At 71.1% G+C, this 19,177-nt stretch carries 18 protein-coding genes; 8 read left to right on the top strand and 10 right to left on the bottom strand.

The genetic code is table 11. The features are described from left to right. The first annotated feature begins 123 nt into the window (after positions 1-123). Entirely contained in the window at positions 124-501 is a 378-nt protein-coding gene (locus tag ACWGJ2_RS06310; RefSeq protein ID WP_453344801.1) for a hypothetical protein, read from the top strand. A 228-nt stretch (positions 502-729) separates the two neighbouring features. Continuing rightward, a complete protein-coding gene (serC, locus tag ACWGJ2_RS06305) occupies positions 730-1,848 on the top strand; it encodes a phosphoserine transaminase (protein ID WP_453344800.1) in 1,119 nt (372 codons plus the stop codon). Positions 1,849-1,970: 122 nt separating this feature from the next. On the opposite strand, the gene ACWGJ2_RS06300 is transcribed toward serC, so the two are convergent. Both ACWGJ2_RS06300 and ACWGJ2_RS06295 read right to left on the bottom strand, forming a co-directional pair. Further along, on the bottom strand, positions 1,971-2,873 hold the full coding sequence (locus tag ACWGJ2_RS06300) for an ABC transporter permease (RefSeq protein ID WP_453344799.1): 903 nt from the start codon (positions 2,871-2,873) through the stop codon (positions 1,971-1,973). Next, positions 2,870-3,952, bottom strand: coding sequence for an ATP-binding cassette domain-containing protein (locus ACWGJ2_RS06295; RefSeq protein ID WP_453344798.1), 1,083 nt, complete (start codon positions 3,950-3,952; stop codon positions 2,870-2,872). Before ACWGJ2_RS06295 ends, ACWGJ2_RS06300 begins: the two co-directional genes overlap by 4 nt. A 145-nt stretch (positions 3,953-4,097) precedes the next feature. On the opposite strand from ACWGJ2_RS06295, the gene ACWGJ2_RS06290 reads away from it, so the two are divergent. Then, positions 4,098-4,880, top strand: coding sequence for a TetR/AcrR family transcriptional regulator (locus ACWGJ2_RS06290; RefSeq protein ID WP_453344797.1), 783 nt, complete (start codon positions 4,098-4,100; stop codon positions 4,878-4,880). A gap of 63 nt (positions 4,881-4,943) precedes the next feature. Here ACWGJ2_RS06290 and ACWGJ2_RS06285 read toward each other — a convergent pair whose 3' ends face one another. Next, complete coding sequence (locus ACWGJ2_RS06285; RefSeq protein WP_453344900.1) at positions 4,944-5,909, bottom strand: hypothetical protein; 966 nt, start codon at positions 5,907-5,909, stop codon at positions 4,944-4,946. 195 nt (positions 5,910-6,104) lie between these two features. Here ACWGJ2_RS06285 and ACWGJ2_RS06280 point away from each other — a divergent pair, with 195 nt between their 5' ends. Together ACWGJ2_RS06280 and ACWGJ2_RS06275 are read left to right on the top strand one after the other, a co-directional pair. Continuing rightward, positions 6,105-6,758, top strand: coding sequence for a GDSL-type esterase/lipase family protein (locus ACWGJ2_RS06280; protein ID WP_453344899.1), 654 nt, complete (start codon positions 6,105-6,107; stop codon positions 6,756-6,758). Positions 6,759-6,862: 104 nt separating this feature from the next. Then, a complete protein-coding gene (locus tag ACWGJ2_RS06275; RefSeq protein ID WP_453344796.1) occupies positions 6,863-7,858 on the top strand; it encodes an aldo/keto reductase in 996 nt (331 codons plus the stop codon). Positions 7,859-8,070: 212 nt separating this feature from the next. On the opposite strand, the gene ACWGJ2_RS06270 is transcribed toward ACWGJ2_RS06275, so the two are convergent. From ACWGJ2_RS06270 to ACWGJ2_RS06260, 3 genes are all read right to left on the bottom strand, one after another. After that, positions 8,071-8,691 (bottom strand): 2'-5' RNA ligase family protein, encoded by a 621-nt coding sequence (locus ACWGJ2_RS06270; RefSeq protein WP_453344795.1) that lies wholly within the window; start codon positions 8,689-8,691, stop codon positions 8,071-8,073. Positions 8,692-8,784: 93 nt separating this feature from the next. Beyond that, entirely contained in the window at positions 8,785-10,284 is a 1,500-nt protein-coding gene (locus tag ACWGJ2_RS06265; protein ID WP_453344794.1) for an MFS transporter, read from the bottom strand. Between the two features lie 39 nt (positions 10,285-10,323). Continuing rightward, positions 10,324-10,767 (bottom strand): MarR family winged helix-turn-helix transcriptional regulator, encoded by a 444-nt coding sequence (locus ACWGJ2_RS06260; RefSeq protein WP_453344793.1) that lies wholly within the window; start codon positions 10,765-10,767, stop codon positions 10,324-10,326. 138 nt (positions 10,768-10,905) lie between these two features. Between ACWGJ2_RS06260 and ACWGJ2_RS06255 the strand changes: the two genes are divergently transcribed. Next, on the top strand, positions 10,906-11,100 hold the full coding sequence (locus tag ACWGJ2_RS06255) for a ribbon-helix-helix protein, CopG family (RefSeq protein ID WP_453344792.1): 195 nt from the start codon (positions 10,906-10,908) through the stop codon (positions 11,098-11,100). A 142-nt stretch (positions 11,101-11,242) separates the two neighbouring features. Here the strand turns inward: ACWGJ2_RS06255 and ACWGJ2_RS06250 are convergent, their stop codons facing one another. Continuing rightward, positions 11,243-12,718, bottom strand: a complete 1,476-nt coding sequence (locus ACWGJ2_RS06250) for an NCS2 family permease (protein ID WP_453344791.1) — start codon at positions 12,716-12,718, stop codon at positions 11,243-11,245. A 233-nt stretch (positions 12,719-12,951) separates the two neighbouring features. Here ACWGJ2_RS06250 and ACWGJ2_RS06245 point away from each other — a divergent pair, with 233 nt between their 5' ends. Beyond that, entirely contained in the window at positions 12,952-13,236 is a 285-nt protein-coding gene (locus tag ACWGJ2_RS06245) for a DUF2530 domain-containing protein (RefSeq protein ID WP_453344898.1), read from the top strand. 144 nt (positions 13,237-13,380) lie between these two features. Beyond that, a complete protein-coding gene (locus ACWGJ2_RS06240; protein ID WP_453344790.1) occupies positions 13,381-15,873 on the top strand; it encodes an HAD-IC family P-type ATPase in 2,493 nt (830 codons plus the stop codon). 64 nt (positions 15,874-15,937) lie between these two features. Here the strand turns inward: ACWGJ2_RS06240 and ACWGJ2_RS06235 are convergent, their stop codons facing one another. From ACWGJ2_RS06235 to ACWGJ2_RS06225, 3 genes are all read right to left on the bottom strand, one after another. Beyond that, entirely contained in the window at positions 15,938-17,350 is a 1,413-nt protein-coding gene (locus tag ACWGJ2_RS06235; protein WP_453344789.1) for a phenylacetate--CoA ligase family protein, read from the bottom strand. Further along, positions 17,343-17,957 carry a TetR/AcrR family transcriptional regulator gene (locus ACWGJ2_RS06230; RefSeq protein WP_453344788.1) on the bottom strand — a complete coding sequence of 205 codons (615 nt, stop codon included), beginning with the start codon at positions 17,955-17,957 and terminating at the stop codon, positions 17,343-17,345. The genes ACWGJ2_RS06235 and ACWGJ2_RS06230 overlap by 8 nt, the downstream gene beginning before the upstream one ends. A 96-nt stretch (positions 17,958-18,053) precedes the next feature. Next, positions 18,054-19,058, bottom strand: coding sequence for a phosphotransferase (locus ACWGJ2_RS06225; protein ID WP_453344787.1), 1,005 nt, complete (start codon positions 19,056-19,058; stop codon positions 18,054-18,056). Positions 19,059-19,177 lie beyond the last annotated feature (119 nt).

Raw genomic sequence — 19,177 nt, 5'->3', positions numbered from 1 at the left:
GTTCCCGCAGTCATGATCGCGTCAGGCGCTGAGCGCCGGGCGCCGGAGGCCGACGCACCCGACGACGCGGAAGCACGTGGGACGACCTGGCCTCCATCTCGCACATCACGGGGAGAACTTCGCATGAAGCGCAAACTGCTCGGGCCCGCTCTCGGCGCGGCCGCCCTCATCGGCACCGCACTGACCGGCGGTGTCGCCACGGCCGCCACACCCGGAACCGCCGCCCCCACGGCCGCGGCGGCGAAGGCCGCGGCGCATAGCTGCTCCAAGGCCATCGTCAACGTCCCGTCCAAGGAAAGCGTCAAGATCCGGAAGACGATGAAGACGAGCGGCACCGCCCTCGGCCTGTGGCCCAAGGGCAAGAAGGGCGCCGTCTGCGACGACGGCAAGGCGTCGAAGGGCGGCTCCTACACGCTCTGCGGCAAGACGAGCAACAAGTGGTACTACGTCGGTTACGGCAACTACAAGGGCTTCGTCCCCAGCGCCTGCATCAAGTGGTGACGACACGGCACTGATCCTCTGAGACAGACGTGATCTGAGTTACCGGAGGAGCCCTGTGGTGCGGGCGGCACTGACCGTCCGCACCACATGTGTATGCGAACCCGGACGCCTCCGGCCAGGTCACACGGGGACCGTGGAGCGGAACGGGAGCGGGCGGCCTGTCCAGGTTTCAGTCCATTCCGTGGACGCGGGGCGTACGGGCGCTGCCCGACGGGCTACCCTCGCTGCGTGGCTGATCTCCAGATTCCCGCTGACATCAAGCCCGCCGACGGTCGATTCGGCTCGGGCCCGTCCAAGGTGCGTACGGAGGCGCTCAGCGCCCTGGCTGCCACCGGTACCTCTCTCCTCGGCACGTCTCACCGCCAGGCTCCCGTCAAGGACCTGGTCGGCAAGGTGCGCGAGGGCATCAAGGAGCTGTTCCAGCTCCCGGACGGCTATGAGGTCGTCCTCGGCAACGGCGGGTCCACCGCCTTCTGGGACGTGGCGACCCACGGCCTGATCGACTCCAGGTCGCAGCACCTCTCCTTCGGTGAGTTCTCCTCGAAGTTCGCCAAGGCGGCCAAGCAGGCCCCGTGGCTGGACGCGCCGAGCGTGATCGAGTCCGAGCCGGGCACGCATCCGGCGGCCCGCGCCGAGCAGGGCGTCGACGTGTACGCCCTCACCCACAACGAGACCTCGACCGGTGTCGCCATGCCGATCGAGCGGGTGGCGGGTGCCGATGAGAACGCGCTCGTCCTCGTCGACGCCACCTCCGGCGCCGGTGGCCTCCCCGTGGACATCAGCCAGACCGACGTCTACTACTTCGCCCCGCAGAAGTCCTTCGCCGCCGACGGCGGGCTGTGGATCGGCGTCTTCTCCCCGGCCGCCATCGAGCGCGCCGAGCGGATCGCGGCGTCCGACCGTCACATCCCCGCGTTCTTCGATCTGAAGACCGCGATCGACAACTCGCGCAAGAACCAGACCTACAACACCCCCGCTCTCTCGACTCTCTTCCTGTTGAACGACCAGCTGGAGTGGATCAACGGGCAGGGCGGCCTGGACTGGGCCGTGCGCCGCACCGCGACCTCCTCGCGCACCCTCTACGGCTGGGCCGAGGACTCCAAGCACGCGAATCCGTTCGTCGCCGAACCGGCTCAGCGCTCGCAGGTCGTCGGCACCATCGACTTCGAGGACGGCATCGACGCCGCCGCCATCGCGAAGACGCTGCGCGCCAACGGCATCGTGGACACCGAGCCCTACCGCAAGCTGGGCCGCAACCAGCTGCGTGTGGCCATGTTCCCCGCGGTCGACCCGGCCGACGTCGAGGCGCTGACCGCCTGCGTCGACTACGTCATCGACAAGCTGTAGCCCCGAGGAGCCCCGAGGGGCAGGCCGTGTGCGGGCGGGTCCGGATGGCAGACATCCGGGCCCGCCCGTTTTCCGTGCCCGGGCGATCGGGCCCGCCCCGTCTCGTCAGGCCCGTCCCCGTCTCAGCGGCTGAGGTGCTGGAACTTGCGCACCGCGAGCGGCAGGAAGATCGCCGTGATGACCAGGGGCCAGACGACGGCCATCAGCGCGGAGTTCTCCTCGATCCAGCTTCCTCCCGTGGGCAACGGGTTGCCGTACAGCTCGCGGATGGCGTTGGCGGTGGCGGAGACCGGGTTCCACATGGCTATCGCGCCCAGCCATTCCGGCATCACGGACGGCGGGGTGAAGACGCTGGAGATCATCCCGAAGGGGAAGGCCACGGCGAAGAGGTTGCCCGCCGCCTCCTGGTTGGGGGTGATCAGGCCCAGCCACACGCCTATCCAGATCAGCGAGAAGCGCAGCAGGAGCAGCAGCACGAAGGCGTAGAGCGTGGCTATCAGCCCGCCGTCCGAGCGCCAGCCCACCACGAGCGCGATGCTCGCCAGGACCAGCAGATCCAGTGCGGCGTGCAGGACGTCCGAGACGCCGCGTCCGGTGACGACGGCCGAGGACGCCATCGGCATGGACCGGAACCGGTCGGTGACGCCCCGTTCCTTATCGATGACGACGGCCATCGCGGTGTTCATGAACCCGAAGGCCATGGTCATCGCGAACATGCCGGGCATGGCGAAGTCCTTGTAGTCCACGCCCTCACCCACGTCCATCGCGCTGCCGAAGACGAACACGAAGAGCAGCACGGAGACGATCGGGAAGCCCAGTTGCCAGGCGATCAGCGACGGCTGCTTGGCGAGGTGCGTCAGATCGCGCCGCACGATCGTCCAGCAGTCGGCCACCGCCCAGTACAGCCGGCGCTCACGGCCGTCCAGCTCGTCCGGTGACGGGGGTGTGACCGCGCCCTTCACCGTGCCCTTCACCGCCCCCTCCCCCTTCGTTCCCACCGTCCCCGTCGTCGCTTCGGTGCTCATGCCGAGACCCCCTCTCTCGTCGCGCCCCGCGTGCCCTCGTCCTTGTGCCCGCCCGCGCTTCCGCCCCCGCTCCCGCTCCCGTGACCTCCGCCGCTTCCGCGCCCGCGGTCCTCCTCGCTCTCCGCCGTGGTGTGGCCCGTCAGCTTCAGGAAGACCTCGTCCAGCGTCGGCCGGCGCAGGCCGATGTCCTCCACCGTGACGCCCTCCTCCTGGAGCGTGCGCGCGACCTCCGTGAGGGCCGCGACTCCGCCGCCCACCGGCACGGGCGCGTGGACCCGCAGCTCCTGCTCCTCCGTCTCCGGCGCCGCGCCCTCGGCCGCCGCACGCCCGACCGCGCGCACGGCGGCGGGTATCTCGGAGTGCTCACCGACGACCACCTCGACGCGATCGCCCCCGATCGCGCGCTTGAGACCCGCCGGGGTGTCCTCGGTGACGGTCCGGCCACGGTCGATGACCGCGATGCGGTCCGAGAGCTTGTCGGCCTCGTCCAGATAGTGGGTGGTCAGCAGGACCGTGGTGCCACCCTCGGCCAGGGAGCGGACCGCGTCCCACACCTCGCTGCGCCCGCGCGGGTCCAGCCCCGTGGTCGGCTCGTCCAGGAAGAGGACCTGCGGGGCCAGGATCATGCTGGAGGCGAGATCGAGGCGGCGGCGCATGCCGCCGCTGAAGTCCTTGGGCTGCTTCTCCGCCGCCTCCGTCAGACTGAACTGCTCGAGCAGCTCATCGGCCCGCCGCCGCGCCCGAGCCGCGCCCAGGTGGAAGAGGCGGCCGAACATCTCCAGGTTCTGCCGCGCGGTGATGATCTCGTCCACCGCGGCGTGCTGCCCCGTCAGACCGATGCGCCTGCGGACCTTGCGGGGTTCGCGCGTGACGTCATGGCCGCCGACCCGCGCGCTGCCGCCGTCCAGCCTGACGAGGGTGGACAGGATGCGGACCGCGGTGGTCTTCCCCGCGCCGTTCGGGCCCAGCAGGCCATAGACGCTGCCGCGCGGCACCGCGAGGTCCAGGCCGTCGAGCGCGCGCTTCTCCCCGTACGCCTTACGCAGCCCCTCAGCGAGGACCGAGAACTCTGAGGACACGGATCTCCCCCTTGTTTCCGTGGCCGACCCGGGCACTGTTCCCGTGGTCGATAAAACTGGGTACGCTGTACTCACACGGAAAAGCGTACACCCTACGCAGATCTTCGCAAGCGATTTAACCGAGCGACTTAAAATGGCGATCACCATGACGACCGAACAGACCGGAAGCGGTGACCTCGCCCGCAGCCTCGACCTGCTGTGGGGCACCAAGGAACAGCCCAGCCGCGGACCCAAACCGGGCCTCACACTGGAGCGGATCGTCAGCACAGCCGTCGCACTGGCCAACAGAGAGGGCCTGACCGCGCTCTCCATGCGGAGGGTCGCGGCGGAGCTGGGCGTCGGCACCATGTCCCTGTACCGCTACGTACCGGGCAAGGGCGAGCTGCTCGATCTCATGCTCGATCACGTCAACGCGCCCGGTGAGGACACGGACCGGACGAGCGGCAAGGACTGGCGCGCGAGCATGGAGCAGCTCGCGCTCGATTCCTGGGAGCTCTACACGGGCAACCCGTGGCTGCTCCAGGTCAACCAGGTGCGGCCCGTCCTCGGCCCCAACTCCATGGCGGGCTTCGATCTCGCCCTGACCTCCCTGCACGGGATCGGTCTGACGGGCCGCGAGAAGGTCGGGCTGCTGGTCGCGATAGACAACTACGTGGTGGGCGCGGCCCGTGCGCACGTGCTGCACCAGCAGGCGGCGCAGCAGTCGGGCCTCAGCGACGAGGAGTTCTGGGCGACGCAGGAGCCGTACATGATCAAGGCGATGGAGACCGGCGTGTATCCGGAGATCGCATCGCTGCCCGACGACACGTTCACGATGACGGCTTACGAGGAGATGAGGTTCGGCCTCGAACCGCTGCTGGACGGGTTCCAGGCGTTCATCGACCGTCGGAGCGGCGAGGGGGAAGAGGGGGAGGCGGCGGGCCACTGAGCCCCGGCGCCCCCGCCCCCATGAACCCCGTGGGCCCCATGGGCCCCGTGGGTCTCCGTACGCTCAGTCGCGGCGGCGGAACAGCCTGCGCAGCCCCATCCAGAGGCCGACGGCGACGGCGAAGGTGACGCCGCCCACGACGATGTTGCGGTCGTCGCCGGAGTCCGCGCCGGAGCCGGAGCCGCCGTCCCTGCGCTCCCTGTCCTCGGCCTTCTTCTCGCGGGCAGCGTCCTCGGGGAGGAGCTCGCCGTCCAGTTCCTCCGGTTCGACGGTGCTGTTCTCGCCCTCCGAGCCGTACATCAGATAGCGCCCGTCGGGCGTGAAGGTGACCGATTCGCCCTGTCCCTGCATGGGCACGGACACCATGCTGTCCAGGGCCTTCGGCTTTCCGTCGCGCCAGGCGTACATCCCGCCGCCGAAGTAGCTGCGCAGCATCAGCCGCGTGCCGTCCGGTGAGAAGGCGCCGTCGGTCGCCCAGATCTCGGTGCGCGCGATGCGCCGGAAGGTGTTGACGCCGGAGGCGGACAGCTCGGCGGGGCCTTCGTAGATGCCGCCCTTCTCCTTGTCGTTCTTGCTGGCGATGTAGACCCGGCCGGTCTTGGGGTGGACCATCAGCGACTCGGCGTCGCGCGGTCCGTCCGCGTAGCGCACGGTGTAGCGGGTCGGCGTGACCGTCGTGTCGCCCAGCTTCTCCGGCTCGGGGAAGCGGTAGATCCACACCTCGGGCCAGGTGCCGTTGAGGTTGTCGCCGATGTCGCCGACGTAGACGCTGCCGTCGGGGCCGACGGAGATGGCCTCCACGTCGCGCGGGTCGACGCCGCTCATGGTGACGGTGGCGACGGTCTCGCCTGTGCGGCTGTCGACGCCGTAAACGTACGGGCCGTCGTCGCTGTCGTTGTGCGTCCAGTAGACGCCCTTGTGCGCGCGGCTGGCGGCGAGGCCGCTGGACTCCGTGATCCGGGGGTCCTTGATCGTGAACGACGACGGCTTTCCGTCGTCGTCCGCCACCGCGACGGTGGCCGTGCCCATGGCCGTGACCCCGGTGACGGTGAGGACCAGGGCGCCGCGCAGAAGCGGGGATATCCGGACGAGCGGGAGCACCCGGGCGAGCGGAGAGATCCACACACGCTGAGACGTCTGAGACATGAGCCCAAGTGTCCAGCATCACGGCGGCCCCTCGGTGCGGGCCCGGCGATCTTCGGTCAGTATGTGCGGGTGCGGATCATGTTCGTCGGCGACAGCATCACGATCGGCAGCGCCGGTGACTTCACCTGGCGCTACCGCATGTGGCGGCACCTCAACTCCGCGTACGGGGGCCCGTTCCGCGTCGTCGGACCGCGTACGGCGCTCCACGAGGACTCCCAGGACTACGGCGACCCGGCCTTCCCCGAGAAGGCGCGCGGCCACCTGGCCGGGTGGGGCGAGGGCTGGCTGCACATGGCCCCGCTGATCGGCGACGCGGTGCGCAGGCACAAGGCCGACACCCTCCTCGTCTCCCTGGGCCTGATCGACCTCGGTTTCTACGCCGACGCGCGCGAGACGGCACGGAACGTGCGCCGCTTCGTCGCGGAGGCACGCGCCGCGCGGCCCGGTGTCCGCGCGGTGGTCCTGCCCGTGGTGCCGAACGTCCGCGCGCTCACGGACCCGGACTTCGCGGCGGAGTGCGAGCGCTTCAACGAGCTGCTGGCGAAGGCCGTCGCCGACCTCTCCACTCCGGCCTCGCCGCTGCTCCTGGCCTCGCCGCCGCCGGACTGGACGGTGGACCGCGACACGTACGACGGCACGCACCCCTCCCCCTCCGGCGAACACCGCCTGGCCGCCGCCTTCGCCACGGCGCTGCACCAGGCGTGGGACGTGGGCGGCCCGTACGAGCCCTGACCGGCCGCCCCGTACGAGCTCTGGGCGAAGCGGACGGTCCGCCGCCGAGGGGCGCGGCGGGGGGCCTTGCCTAGAGCGGACTTCAAGGGCTTGGGTGGGCTGACATGAAGTACACGCAGCTCGGGCGCACAGGTCTCAAGGTCAGCCGGATCGTCCTCGGGACGATGAACTTCGGTCCGCAGACGGACGAGGCCGAGAGCCACACGATCATGGATGCCGCGCAGGGCGCGGGCATCAACTTCTTCGACACCGCCAACGTCTACGGCTGGGGCGCCAACAAGGGGCGCACCGAGGAGATCCTCGGCAGCTGGTTCGCGAAGGGCGGCGACCGCCGCGAGAAGACCGTCCTGGCCACCAAGGGCTTCGCGAACATGGGCGTCGACGGCCAGGTCTGGCCCAACCAGGACAAGCTGTCGGCGCTGAACATACGGCACTCCGTCGACGCCAGCCTCAGGCGTCTGGGCACCGACTACATCGACCTGTACCAGTTCCACCACGTCGACAGGTCGACGCCCTGGGAGGAGATCTGGCAGGCCATGGACGTCCTGGTCCAGCAGGGCAAGGTCCTCTACGTCGGCTCCTCCAACCACGCGGGCTGGAACCTCGCCCAGGCGAACGAGACGGCGGCACGGCGCGGCTCGTACGGGCTCGTCAGCGAGCAGTGCCTCTACAACCTCGCGGAGCGCCGCGCCGAGATGGAGGTCATCCCCGCGGCGCGCGAGTACGGGCTCGGCGTCATCCCGTGGTCACCGCTGCACGGCGGCCTGCTGGGCGGCGCGATCCGCAAGGAGAGCCAGGGCGGCTCCGGGCGCACCGGTTCGGGCCGCTCGGGCGACGCGCTGGCCAACACACAGCTCCGCGCGCAGGTGCAGCGCTACGAGGACCTGCTGGAGAAGCACGGCCTGGAGCCCGGTGAGGTCGGCCTCGCCTGGCTGCTGACCCGTCCCGGTGTGACGGGTCCCATCGTGGGTCCGCGCACGGGCGAGCAGCTCGCCTCCGCGCTGCGCGCGGTCGAGCTGGAGCTGGACGAGTCGCTGCTGACGTCGCTCGACGAGATCTTCCCCGGCCCCGGCCCCTCGCCGGAAGCCTTCGCCTGGTGAGGATTCCCGCTGGGGTCCTCGCCCGGTGAGGGTCCGCGGCCGGTGAAGGATCGCGGCCGGTACGGGGCCTGGTGACCGGTGGCCGTCGGGTTCGGCGTCCTAGCCGCCGAACGCGGCGGCCACCGCCACGACGACGAACATCAGCAAGAGCGCACCGGTCACGATCCGCATCCTGGTCTTGGCATTCACGCCCCCCACGGTAACGGGAGCCGTCACCGGCCCAGTGGCCAGCCCTCCACCTGTTCGTATCGCGGCTGCTCGCCGGGCACGCCGTGGACGGGGAGGTTGCTGCGGACGAGGGCCAGCTCGGTCGCCGTCCAGGGCGCGCAGCGCACGGCGTCGAGGGCCCGCAGGTAGGGGGTCAGGTCGACGGGGCCGCCGTCGCCCTTGCGGGTCCTGGCGAGGGTGAGGTGGGCGCGGAAGCGGCCGGGTTCCTCCATGGGGAGCCCGGCCTTGCGGCCCGCCGCCGCGGAGGCTTCGGCGAGCCGACGCAACCGCAGCGGGCCTGCCCCCTGCGTCCCGCCCGTCTCGTCCGCCCCCTCCGGTTCGGCGGCGGCGACCCCCGCCCACAGCGCCCGGCCCCCGAACTGCCCGCCGCCCGCGCACCGCAGCCGCAGCGGCGCCGCGCGCGCCGCGACGCGCGCCAGCCGTTCCCTGAGCGCGGGCAGGGAGGCGTCGTCGACCTCCCCGTAGAAGGCCAGGGTGATGTGCCAGTTGACGCGTGGGGCCCAGCGGAGCCGCTCGGCGCCGTCGCGCTCGCGCAGTTCTCCGACGGCGTCCGCCAGCGCGGCGGTGGCCTCATCGGGCGGGAGGAGGGCGGCGAAGAGTCTCATGCGGCACAGTCTGCCGCCGCGCCGCCGCCCCCGTACCGCGGAAGCGTCCCCGTACCGGGGAACCCCCGAGCGATCGACGGGGGGGCGCCCCCGCTACGCCGCCGGAGCCACCCGTTCCCGCTCGGAACCGGTGTCGGCGCGGCCGTCCTCCGCCGTCGCGCCGTCCGCGCCGTACCCCGCGGCAGCCGCCCCGTACGGCACGAACGTCACATGCCGGTGCCCCCGCCGCAGGTCCACGCGCAGCCGCAGCCCGCTCGCCCTGGCCAGGACGAGGCCGACGGCCACGGCGACACCGGCCGAGATCAGCCCTCCGGAGAGGAAGCCGACGCGCGCCCCGTACGTGTCGGTGATCCAGCCCATGATCGGGCCGCCGATGGGCGTGCCGCCGACGAAGACCATCATGTAGAGGCTCATCACCCGCCCCCGCATCAGCGGGTCGGAGGCCATCTGGACGCTGGCGTTCGCCGTGACGTTGAAGGTGAGGCCCATCACGCCGATCGGCGCCATCAGCGCGGCGAACAGCCAGAACGACGGTGAGACCGCCGCGGCCATCTCCAGCACGCCGAAGAGCAGAGCCGCCCCCACCATCAGCCGCATCCTGGTCGTGCCGCGCCGCGCGGCGAGCAGCGCGCCGGCGACGGAGCCGACGGCCATCAGGGTGTTGAGCAGCCCGTACGTGCCCGCGCCCTCGGAGAAGACCTGGTCGGTGAACGCGGTCAGCCAGATGGGGAAGTTGAAGCCGAAGGTGCCGACGAAGCCGACCAGCACTATCGGCCACAGCAGCTCGGGATGCCCGCCCACGTAGCGCAGGCCCTCCCTGAGCTGACCCTTGCTGCGCGGGGCGCGCTCGCTGACGTGGAGTTCGCCGGTGCGCATCAGCAGCAGTCCGGTGAGGGGCGCGATGAAGGAGAGGCCGTTGAAGAGGAACGCCCAGCCGCTGCCGACCGCCGAGATCATGACACCGGCGACGGCGGGGCCGACGAGCCGGGCGCTCTGGAAGTTGGCGGAGTTGAGGGAGACGGCGTTGCGTATCTGGTCAGGGCCGACCATCTCGGAGACGAACGTCTGACGCGTCGGGTTGTCCAGGACGGTCGCGAGGCCGAGGACGAAGGCGAGCGCGTACACGTGCGCCACCTGCACCTGGCCGCTGAGCGTGAGCGCGGCGAGGGCGAGCCCGGTCAGTCCCATCACGGACTGCGTGATGAACAGGAGCTTCCGCTTGTCGCAGCGGTCGGCGATGACGCCCCCGTAGAGGCCGAAGAGCAGCATCGGCAGGAACTGGAGCGCCGTGGTGATGCCGACGGCCGTCGACGAGCCGGTGATGCTGTGCACCAGCCAGTCCTGGGCGATGCGCTGCATCCAGGTGCCGGTGTTGGAGACGGCCTGGCCCATGGCGAAGAGCCGGTAGTTACGGATGCGCAGCGAACTGAACATCGAGGGCTTCGCCGGGCCCGGTGTCTTCGTCGGGCCCGATCCGTTCGTCGGGCCCGACGCGTTCGTCGGGCCCGGGTTCGGGCTCTGGTTCTTGTTCTGGGACTCGGGTGCGGATGAGGGTGCGGGTGCGGAGTCGTCTGCTCCGTGGCCCGTACTCAATGCGGGTTCGCCTCCTCGGCTGTCGCTTACTGCTGCTCCTCACAAATGCGCGAGCTTCTCCAGCACGGGCGCCGCCGCGCGCAGCCGCGCCCACTCGTCCTCGTCCAGCTCACCGACCAGCTCGGCCAGCCACGCGTTCCGCTTCTCGCGGCTCGCGGCGAGCATGGACTCGGCCTGTTCGGTCTGGGTGACCACCTTCTGGCGGCGGTCCTCCGGATGCGGTTCCAGCCGGACCAGGCCCTTGGCCTCCAGCATCGCGACGATGCGCGTCATGGACGGCGGCTGTACGTGCTCCTTGCGGGCCAGCTCACTGGGCGTGGCCGTGCCACAGCGGGCGAGGGTGCCGAGCACCGACATCTCGGTCGGGCTCAGCGACTCGTCGACCCGCTGGTGCTTGAGCCGCCGGGAGAGGCGCATGACGGCGGAGCGGAGGGCGTTCACGGCGGCGTCGTCGGCCTCACCGTGCTCGGGCAGTTCCGGCATAGTCATTAGCGTAACTCATTACCTCGCCTAATGAACACCCCGTGTCCCCTCCCTTCCGGACCGCTCGCCTCACACGTACGGGTGAGGCGGCGCGGAAAACTGACGCACGGCACCTGATCCGCCGTGGACCGTTGGGGCATGACCTCGCCGACCTCGAAGGTACTCAGCCTGCGCATAGACACCGACCTCTTCGACCGGGTACACGCCCACGCCGCCAAGCGCGGGATGAGCGTCCAGGACTACGTCGTCCGCACGCTCGTCCGCGAGGACTTTGACGAGCGTTTCAAGGAGTCCGTCGACGAGACGGAACGGTTCTACGGCGGAGCGGCCTGAGCCCCGAAAGTCCCCCGTCCCGGTTCCCATGAGAGTGGCCCCTACACACGCGTACGGCGGCGCCGTGTGGCACCGCCGTACGCGAAGGGGAGGGAAGGGGGGAGGAGGAACGGGGCTCCGCAAAGGGCTGCTTCGCAGAGGGCTACTTCACGCCGATGAGCTGCTCGATCGGGTTGAGCAGGAAGTAGACGAGGAAGCAGGCGCCGACGACGCTCAGCAGCCACGGGATCTCGCGGATCCGCCCGGTGGCGGCGCGCAGCACGATGAAGGCGAGGACGCCGATGCCGATGCCGTTGGTGATGCTGTAGGTGAAGGGCATCGAGACCAGCGTCAGAAACGCGGGGATGCCGACGGAGGCGTCGCTCCAGTCGATCTCCCGCACGTTCGAGGCCATGATCAGGAAGCCCACGACCACGAGGGCAGGGGTCGCGGCCTGGGACGGCACGACCGTGGCCAGCGGGGTGAAGATCAGGGTGAGGAGGAAGAGCGCGCCGGTCAGCACGTTGGCCAGGCCCGTGCGCGCGCCCTCGCCGACGCCCGCCGTGGACTCGACAAAGCAGGTGTTGGCGGAGCAGGAGCCGAAGCCGCCGCCCGCGACGCCGATGCCGTCCATCATCAGGATCCGGCCCATGCGCGGGAGCTGACCGTTCTCGTCGGCGAGCTTGGACTCCTCGCCGACGCCGATGATCGTGCCCATCGCGTCGAAGAAGCCGGAGAGCAGCACGGTGAAGACGAAGAGGCAGCCGGTCAGCCAGCCGACCTCCTTGAACCCGTCGAAGAGGCTGATCTGGCCGACGAGGCCGAAGTCCGGGGTGCTGACGACGGAGTCGGGCACCTTCGGGACGGCCAGGCCCCAGGCGGTGTCCGGGATGGTGGCGATGGAGTTGATGACGATCGCGACGACGGTCATCACGACGATGCCGATGAGGATCGCGCCCTTGGTCTTGCGGACGACGAGGATGAACATCAGCGCCAGACCGAGCACGAAGACCAGCACGGGCCAGCCCTGGAGCTGCCCGCCCTGGCCGAGACCGAGCGGCACGGTGGTGTTCGCGGCGTCGGGGTTGCGGGTGACGAAGCCCGAGTCCACCAGGCCGATGAGGCAGATGAACAGGCCGATGCCGATGGCGATGGAGCGGCGCAGCCCGTTCGGGATGGCGTCCATCACACGCTGCCGCAGACCCGAGGCGACCAGCAGCATCAGCACGAGACCTGCCAGGACGACCATGCCCATGGCGTCGGGCCAGGACATCTTCGGCGCGAGCTGGAGGGAGACGACGGCGTTGATGCCGAGGCCCGCCGCGAGGGCGATCGGCACGTTGCCGATGATCCCCATGAGGAGGGTGGTCAGTCCGGCGATCAGCGCGGTGGCGGTGACGAGCTGGGTGTTGTCGAGCTGGTGCCCGAACTTGTCCTCACCGGCGCCCAGGATGATCGGGTTCAGCACGACGATGTACGCCATCGCGAAGAAGGTGGCCAGGCCACCCCGAATCTCACTGCTGACGCTCGAACCGCGCTCGGAGATCTTGAAGAAGCGGTCGAGGGCGTTCTTGGGGGCGGGGGGCGGGGAAGCGGGCTGCTTCCCCGACTCGACCGATCCGGTGGCCGAAGCGGACATGCGTGACCTCAGTTGTGGGGGCCTGCGGGGGCGGGCCTAGGGGGTGCTGCCTGAAAAGTAAATGGATCAAATTAGAGCATCCGACGAACGAAACCGGTCAGATCCATTTAGGTTCAGTATGAACAAACAACAGTAATGATCGCTATCTCCGCGCGTAGACCCTTGCGGCCGCTCGTTAGTCTGGTAACGACCGACCAGCGACAGGGAGCCAGGGAGCCATGGCGATGGGCCTCATGAACAAGTGGACCAACGGCGAGCGCGAGGCGCCGGAGCCACTGGAGGGGAACGTCGTCGCCACCGTCACCGTGGGCACGGCGCTGTGGCTCCTCCTCTTCCTCGGGCAGTTGCCCTTCTACGGCTGGTACGCCGACCACGGGCATACGTGGTGGATCTGGACGTGCGCGGCCGGGGCGGGGCTCGGGTGCGTCGGCATCTGGTACGTCCGCGGCCGCGACGCCGCCATCCGCCGCGCCCAGGATCAGGGCGAGGCCCAGGGTCAGGCCCAGGGCGAGGACTGAGGACCCGGGTCTGACGGGGCCGACCGGCCCTGACGGGGCCCCCTGAGACGGGACCCTGCCAAACGGTGAGGGGAGCCCCCAGTTCTCCCTGGGACGTGGGGGGAATCCGCGCGTAGCCGGAAAAACGACCGTACCGTCGAAGACATGACGCACGGGGCGGAGACCGACGAGGCGGGACGCGGAGACACCGCGCCGCCCGGAACAGACACGGGCACCGGCACGCCGCGCGGGGGCCGCGCGTGGGGGCTGACGCCGGACGAAGTCGCCGAGCGCGTCGCGCGCGGGGAGGTCAACGACGTCCCGGTCCGCAGCAGCCGCTCCACGGCGGACATCGTCCGCGCCAACGTCCTCACCCGCTTCAACGCCATCATCGGCGTCCTCTTCCTCATCATCCTCGTCGTCGGCCCGATCCAGGACGGCCTGTTCGGGTTCGTCATCGTCGCCAACACGCTGATCGGCATCGTCCAGGAGCTGCGCGCCAAGAAGACGCTCGACAGCCTCGCGGTGATCGGCGAGGCCAGGCCGACGGTCCGGCGCGACGGCACCGCCGTACCGCTCCCCACGGGCGAGATCGTGCTCGGCGATCTCGTCGAGCTGGGTCCGGGCGACAAGTGCGTCGTGGACGGAGAGGTCGTCGAGGCCGATGGGCTGGAGATCGACGAGTCGCTGCTGACGGGCGAGGCGGACCCGGTGCTCAAGCGGCCGGGCGACACGGTGATGTCGGGCAGCTTCGTGGTCGCGGGCAGCGGCGCGTTCACCGCGACGAAGGTGGGCAGGGAGGCGTACGCCGCGCAGCTCGCCGAGGAGGCGTCCCGCTTCACGCTCGTCCACTCCGAGCTGCGCAGCGGCATCAGCACGATCCTGAAGTACATCACCTGGATGATGGTCCCGGCCGCCGTCGGGCTGATCCTCAGCCAGCTCGTGGTCGAGGACCACGACGCCGACGAGGCCATCCGCCGCATGGTCGGCGGCATCGTCCCGATGGTGCCCGAGGGCCTGGTGCTGCTGACCTCCGTCGCCTTCGCGATCGGCGTCATCCGGCTGGGCCGTAAGCAGTGCCTGGTCCAGGAGCTGCCCGCGATCGAGGGGCTGGCGCGGGTCGATGTCGTGTGCCTGGACAAGACGGGCACGCTGACCGAGGGCGGGATGGACGTCGCGGAGGTGCGGACGCTGGGCGGCGCCGAGCGGGCTCACGTGGAGCGGGTGCTCACCGCGTTCGGCGCCTCCGACCCGCATCCCAACGCCAGCCTCCAGGCGATCGTCGAGAGCTTCCCCGCGACGGGCCCGGGTGCCGGTCCGGGTTCCGACGGGGTGGCTCCGTTGCGCTGTGCCGGGACGCTGCCCTTCTCGTCCGCGCGCAAGTACAGCGGCGCCGTCCTCGAGGACCCCGCTCACGGAGGGGAGGCCCGCGCCGGCTCATGGCTGCTGGGCGCGCCCGACGTGCTGCTCCCCCAGGGCCACCCCGCGCTCGCTGACGTCGACCGGCTCAGCCAGGACGGGCTGCGGGTGCTGCTGCTGGCCCGTACGCAGGCATCGCTGGACGCGGCGGACGTGGCGGACGGCGCGGAACCCACGGCCCTGGTGGTGCTGGAGCAGCGGCTGCGTCCCGACGCCGCCGACACCCTCGCCTATTTCGCCGAGCAGGACGTCCAGGCCAAGGTCATCTCCGGGGACAACGCGGTGTCGGTCGGCGCCGTCGCCGGAAAGCTGGGGCTGCCAGGCGCCGACGCGGCGGCCGACGCGCGGCAGCTGCCACGGGAGCCCGCTTCGATGGCGCGCGAGCTGGAGGAGGCCACCGTCTTCGGCCGGGTCACCCCGCAGCAGAAGCGGGACATGGTCGCCGCGCTCCAGTCGCGCGGGCACACGGTGGCGATGACCGGCGACGGGGTCAACGACGTGCTGGCGCTCAAGGACGCCGACATCGGCGTCTCGATGGGCTCGGGCTCGGAGGCCACGCGCGCCGTGGCCCAGATCGTGCTGCTGAACAACAGCTTCTCGACGCTGCCCTCGGTCGTCGCCGAGGGCCGCCGGGTGATCGGGAACATCGAACGTGTCGCCAACCTCTTCCTGACGAAGACGGTCTACTCCGTGCTGCTGGCGCTGCTGGTGATCTGCTGGCAGGTCCCGTACCCGTTCCTGCCCCGCCATCTGACGCTGATCTCCTCCCTGACCATCGGCATACCGGCGTTCTTCCTCGCCCTGGCACCCAACCGCGAGCGCGCGAAGCCGCACTTCGTGCGCAGGGTGATGCGGTACGCGATTCCGGCGGGCCTGATAGCCGGAACGGCCACCTTCGGCACATATCTGCTGGCCCGCAGCCACTACAGCGGCCCGGACGCGCTGGACGCGGAGACGAGCGTGGCGACGCTGACGCTGTTCCTCATCGCGATATGGGTGCTGGCCATCGTGGCCCGCCCCTACACCTGGTGGCGGGTGGGGCTGGTGCTCACGATGGGCCTGGGCTTCCTGGTGGTGCTGGTGACGCCGTGGCTCCAGGACTTCTTCGCCCTGAAGCTGGTCGGGACGACGATGCCGTGGACGGCCGTGGGTGTGGCCGCCGTGGCGGGCGCGGTGCTGGAGGTCGCCTGGCGGGTGGTGGCGCGGACGTTCCCGGCCGAGCCGGAGCGTGCGGAGTAGGCGAGGCGCGGACCAGGCGGCCGGGTGAGCGGTCCGGCGGGGTGTCGGTGAGATATCGGGCGAGCTATCGGGGGGTGTCAGGGAGCGGGACGACGGTGCGGTACTTGCCGCCCGGCGCCTGCCGGGGCGGCTCCTCGGCCCGCTCCAGCGTCACGTTCCGTGCCCCGTTGTCGGCGAGGAGCCTGGCCAGCTCGTGCTGGACGGAGTGCCATACGCGGTCCGGCTCCGCGTCCGTGGCGAGGAGCATCCGCACGCGCAGGACCGACGGCGCGGTCTGCTCGATCTGGAAGCGCTCGACGCCGGGCGTGCGGTCGAACAGCGTGCTGAGGGCCAGCGGCGCCAGGGTGACCCGCCCGCCATCCCCGTCCCCGTTCCCGTCGCCTCCGTCGCCACTGGTGGGGAGGGTCAGGGTGTCCCCGGCGCGGCCCTGTACCCGGACCGCCGGGGTGGGGTCGCCGCAGGGGCAGGGGTCGGGCCGCAGCAGGACGCTGTCGCCGAGGTCGTAGCGCAGGAAGGGCTGGATGCGGTTGGCGAGGTTGCTGAGCAGGACGGTGTGCGACAGCTCGCCGGGCGGGGTGGGCCGGTGGTCCGCGTCGACGGGTTCGAGGACGGCCCAGTCGCTGTTCACGTGGTACCAGCCGTGGGAGCAGCCGTAGCTGAGGTAGGTGCACTCCGTCGCGCCGTACACGGGGCGGACGGTGGCGCGGAAGGCGCGGGCCATGCGGTCGGTGTCGTCGGCCGTCATCGTCTCGCCGGCGGGTTGCACCAGCAGCGGGGCGATGCGCAGGCGTCCGGCCTCCTGCTCGGCGGTGAGCAGCATGATCGTGCTGGCGTAGCCGATGAGGACGGCCGGGCGGTACGCGTTGAGCGCGGCGACCAGCTCCGGCATCGGCGTGTGCACGGAGAACGGCCGCAGCAGCCTGGTCTGCCACCGGCCCTCGCGGACCAGTTGCGTGTAGGCGGCGTAGCCGACGTAGTGCCCGCCCGTCGCGACGAGCTGCGCGAACCGTCCCCGGCGTGCGACGGCGCGCAGGACGCCGCCGGTGCCCAGTGCGGAGGTGAGCGCGCGGGAGCTCAGGGCCGAGGCCACGGTCATGTACCGGTCCTCCAGCAGGAAGAAGCCGCGTCGGCCGCTGGTGCCCGAGGTGGTGGCCACCAGGTACTCGCCGAGGAAGCGCTGCCCGATCAGGTCGGGGTCGTCGACGAACGCGCGCACGTCCTCGTAGGTCACCGCGCGGTCGGTCGCCCAGTCGTCGAAGCGGCTCATCAGCGTCCGCTTGTCGGTGACCGGCAGCAGCGCCGGGTCCTCGACCCGTTCCGGCAGGTCCGCGTACAGCTCGCGGTAGTAGGGCGAGTGGGCCCGTGCGTGGGCGACGCTGTCGGCCAGCCGCTCGCGCTGCCGCCGTACGAGCGCCGCCTCCCCGCCAGCGCGTGCCCTGCGGATGTCCCTGGCCAGCCAGGACGGACTCTCACTCACCGGCGCTCCCTCCCCCGTGTGCCGCGTAGCCCGCCTGCCGGAGTACGGCGACGAAGTAGTCCTTGACCTCCGCCTCGCCGACGGCGGCGTCGGGGTATCCGAGGTGGTGCAGCGCCGCGCCGCTGAGGATCTGCTGGAGGACCGCCGGATCGCTGGACGGCGGGAGCTGCCCGGCCGCGCGGGCGCGGACGAGCGTCGCGTGCACCGCCTCCGTCCGACGGTGACCGTGCACGTCGGCGTAGGCGCGCAGCAGCTCGGGGAGGTCGTCGACGGCCGCGTACAGGCGGCGCATGAGACGTCGGCCACGGGGGCGGCTGAGCTGCGCCGCCCACGCGGAGATCATGGCGTCGACGTCCGGCCAGTGCAGGCTCTCGGGGTCGATGCCGCGGTACTCCCACTCGACGGCGCGCACGAGCAGCGCGGTGAGGTCGGGGAAGCGCCGGTACACCGTGGCGCGGGTGACTCCGGCGCGGCGCGCGACCTGTTCGACGCTGACACAACCGACGCCCCGCTCGATGAGCAGATCGAGTGCCGCCGCGAGGATGGCCTCGTCCGCTTCCCTGCTGCGCGGCCGACCGGGGGACCGCGTACCTGTCTCGGACTCCATGCGAATACAATACAGAGCAGTTCTGTATTGAAACAAGAGTGCAGGCAGACGGGCCCCGCACCCGTACAGAGCCGTCAGGTACAGAGCGTCAGAAGGTCAGAAGGGGAGCCAGCGCACCGTCGTGTCGCCCTCGCGCAGGGAGGCGACGCGGCGCGCGAACTCACGCCCCGCCGCCGGGTTCACCGGCGCGTGCTGCGCGACCCACGCGCAGCTCGCCGTCTCCCTCGCCCCGCGCAGCACGGCGCAGCCCGGCCAGTCGCGCACGTCGTAGCCGTAGGTGCCGGTGAAGTCGGCGTAGCCCTCGTCGCCGAGGCCGTAACGGTCGTGGCTGAGGGCCATGACCACCAGGTCGTGTTCCCGCAGGTCGTGCGAGAACGTCTCCAGGTCCAGCAGTACGGGTCCGTCCGGGCCCACCTGAATGTTGCGGGGCAGCGCGTCGCCGTGGATCGGGCCCGGCGGCAGCACGGGGATCAGCTCGGCAGCCGCCGCGGCGAAGTCGTCGCGGCGTGCCCGCAGGTAGGCGGCGTCGGCGGCCGGGATCGCGTCGCCCGCGATCCGCAGCCAGCGCTCGATGCCGCCCAGCAGATCGCGCGGGGGCAGCGCGAAGGGCGGCGCGGGCAGCGCGTGGACGCGGCGCAGCAGCGCGGCGAGGTCGCCGGGGCCCGGGGTCCTTACGGGCTCGGGCAGACGGCGCCAGAACGTGAGCGGGTGCCCCTCGATGACGACGGCTTCACCGCGCGCTGCCCGTACGGCGGGCACGCCGCGCTCCTCCAGCCACGAGGCGACGCGCAGCTCGTGCGCGGCGCGGGCGACGAGGTCGGGCTGCGCCCGGCCGATGCGGACGACGGTGCCGCCCGTCCACGCGCCGTCGCCGTCGCCATCGCCGCCGGGGTCCGTGGCCGACGCGACGGCGGGGTCTCCCCCACCGTCCTCCCCGGTCCCGGTCCCGCCGTCGGTCCCGGGGAGGACGAAGACCGCGTTCTCGCCGTGCGCCAGCAGCCGCGCCCGCCCGGGGTCCTCCCCCGCCAGGGCCAGCACCTCCCGTGCCCGCGCCTCGGTGAACGCCCCGCTCGCCTCGCTCGCCCCGCTCCGTGCCGCCATGCTGACCCGCTTCCCTCTCCCGTCTCCGGGGACCCGTATGGGGACGGTCCCCGGCGGACGGCCTGGGAGCGGCCGTCCGCCGAAGGGCGAGCCTATGCGGTCCGGACCTGCGGCTTCGC

The organism is Streptomyces sp. NPDC054796 (genome assembly GCF_053611545.1).
Note: the sequence above shows the minus strand (reverse complement) of the source record. Positions and strands in the feature narration are given on the sequence as shown.

Bases quoted from the DNA above. Each gene is read 5' to 3' on its own strand.
- ACWGJ2_RS06250 (WP_453344791.1), bottom strand. From the start codon at position 12,718: ATGTCCGCTTCGGCCACCGGATCGGTCGAGTCGGGGAAGCAGCCCGCT.
- ACWGJ2_RS06260 (WP_453344793.1), bottom strand. From the start codon at position 10,767: ATGCCGGAACTGCCCGAGCACGGTGAGGCCGACGACGCCGCCGTGAAC.
- ACWGJ2_RS06245 (WP_453344898.1), top strand. From the start codon at position 12,952: ATGAACAAGTGGACCAACGGCGAGCGCGAGGCGCCGGAGCCACTGGAG.
- ACWGJ2_RS06285 (WP_453344900.1), bottom strand. From the start codon at position 5,909: ATGGGCACGGCCACCGTCGCGGTGGCGGACGACGACGGAAAGCCGTCG.
- ACWGJ2_RS06275 (WP_453344796.1), top strand. From the start codon at position 6,863: ATGAAGTACACGCAGCTCGGGCGCACAGGTCTCAAGGTCAGCCGGATC.
- ACWGJ2_RS06255 (WP_453344792.1), top strand. From the start codon at position 10,906: ATGACCTCGCCGACCTCGAAGGTACTCAGCCTGCGCATAGACACCGAC.
- ACWGJ2_RS06225 (WP_453344787.1), bottom strand. From the start codon at position 19,058: ATGGCGGCACGGAGCGGGGCGAGCGAGGCGAGCGGGGCGTTCACCGAG.
- ACWGJ2_RS06310 (WP_453344801.1), top strand. From the start codon at position 124: ATGAAGCGCAAACTGCTCGGGCCCGCTCTCGGCGCGGCCGCCCTCATC.
- ACWGJ2_RS06230 (WP_453344788.1), bottom strand. From the start codon at position 17,957: ATGGAGTCCGAGACAGGTACGCGGTCCCCCGGTCGGCCGCGCAGCAGG.
- ACWGJ2_RS06280 (WP_453344899.1), top strand. From the start codon at position 6,105: ATGTTCGTCGGCGACAGCATCACGATCGGCAGCGCCGGTGACTTCACC.
- ACWGJ2_RS06240 (WP_453344790.1), top strand. From the start codon at position 13,381: ATGACGCACGGGGCGGAGACCGACGAGGCGGGACGCGGAGACACCGCG.
- ACWGJ2_RS06270 (WP_453344795.1), bottom strand. From the start codon at position 8,691: ATGAGACTCTTCGCCGCCCTCCTCCCGCCCGATGAGGCCACCGCCGCG.
- ACWGJ2_RS06300 (WP_453344799.1), bottom strand. From the start codon at position 2,873: ATGAGCACCGAAGCGACGACGGGGACGGTGGGAACGAAGGGGGAGGGG.
- ACWGJ2_RS06290 (WP_453344797.1), top strand. From the start codon at position 4,098: ATGACGACCGAACAGACCGGAAGCGGTGACCTCGCCCGCAGCCTCGAC.